The sequence below is a fragment of the Thioclava kandeliae genome, from assembly GCF_040297545.1.
Lineage (GTDB): Bacteria > Pseudomonadota > Alphaproteobacteria > Rhodobacterales > Rhodobacteraceae > Thioclava > Thioclava kandeliae.
This window is the reverse complement of sequence record NZ_JAYWLC010000069.1, coordinates 1-1378: the sequence shown is the minus strand read 5'-3', so window position 1 is coordinate 1378 and position 1378 is coordinate 1. Positions and strand designations below refer to the sequence as shown.

Annotated in this window: 1 protein-coding gene and 1 pseudogene; one reads left to right on the top strand and one right to left on the bottom strand. The window is 49.5% G+C overall.

The window, feature by feature from the left end; translation table 11 throughout:
* Nucleotides 1-108: 108 nt before the first annotated feature.
* Nucleotides 109-306 (bottom strand): annotated as a pseudogene (locus tag VSX56_RS20560) (transposase); the annotation flags it as partial.
* A 487-nt stretch (nucleotides 307-793) separates the two neighbouring features.
* On the opposite strand from VSX56_RS20560, the gene VSX56_RS20555 reads away from it, so the two are divergent.
* A complete protein-coding gene (locus VSX56_RS20555) occupies nucleotides 794-1123 on the top strand; it encodes an H-NS family nucleoid-associated regulatory protein (RefSeq protein WP_350939375.1) in 330 nt (109 codons plus the stop codon).
* Nucleotides 1124-1378 lie beyond the last annotated feature (255 nt).

Here is a 1378-nt window from a genome sequence, read left to right as displayed (position 1 = left end):
CCGTAGACCAAAGGCCCACGATGCACTAACTTTTAAACTGGACCACTCAAGTGGGGCAGACCACAAGCCTCGCCGCTAACCCACGGGGGCTCCTTGTCGCTTACGGTACAGCCCGGACATTGAGAGAAAGCTCGCCACCATTCGCCTCGTTTGCCGAAGCGGTAGCCCAAACGGAGTCTTCATCATCGGACAGAATTAGACCGCAACATCGCTGAACACCGGTGCGCGACCATTGCGCCCAGTCTTCAGGGTGAGCCACACTAGGTTCTTATCGAGCCAGATCAGCAGCGAGCCACGCTTCCTCAACGCCTCGTTGCACGCTTTCTAGTCCAAGGTGCGGTAGCGGGAGGCTACGGGCTTGCTCGTAAGAACTGATTAATCAACTGGATCCATTTTGTGCATCCCTATTACAGGTGACTTTCACAACAACGCCAGAACGAAGTTTCGCGGTTCGACGTCCAACGTCTGATGCGACCGCCCAACGTTATTCTGATCGCCGCTTATTTCCTTTTCGCGTGGGCATATTTTCAATGGGGTGCTATCTGTTTCCGCTACTTGTTACGGTTTTTAATTATTGAATATGAACTGACAACGGACAATCGACCGTTTTCCTGTTTTCTCGCTCTAATACCTCACCCATAGGCGTATTCGTCAAAGGACATACATTCGAACGATAGAATATGATGATTTCGTTGAAGAACCAATCAGTGATTAGTTGTCGCTTAGGTTATTTGTAATTAATTGAGCGCAAAGATGAGTCATCGCAGCTTCAGTTATGCTTGAGGATTAATTCGTGAAAAAAAACGATCTTAAGAAACTTACGATTGATGAGCTTTTGGATTTACAACGCAATATTGACAAGTCAATTATCGAAAAGCGCATCGATGATCTAAATGCCTTTGCCCTGCACGTCATTAAAGATGCTGACCGGCTTGGATTTACAGCTCAGGAGGTTGTAGCAGCCATGGCAGAACAGAGCAGTGAAAAGCTACGGATACCGCGTAAGTCACCGCAGCCAAGCAAGGTATATCATCACCCGCACATGCCAGGCGTGAACTGGAACGGCATCGGTCGCAAACCAGGTTGGGTAGCCGAATTCAATGTGGAGCCAGTTGATCTATAAGGGTATCTTCTTTACCAGCTAGAAACTGATCCGTCTAAAACTAGAGTTTTAGGCTATTCTTTTTTAACTGATAAAGGATTGCTCCTACCCGGGCTTGTTGCACATATCGGTGAGAGGGATGCGCCGCGTGAATCCTGATGGATAGATCGTTGGCATGCCAAGGCCAGTCAGCACCCGCGTGCCGCATGACGAGCGGCCTTGTTGAGCTATTCGCCCGGCAGCACGAGGAGCCCCTATCCCCGCCGCCTTCAGGTC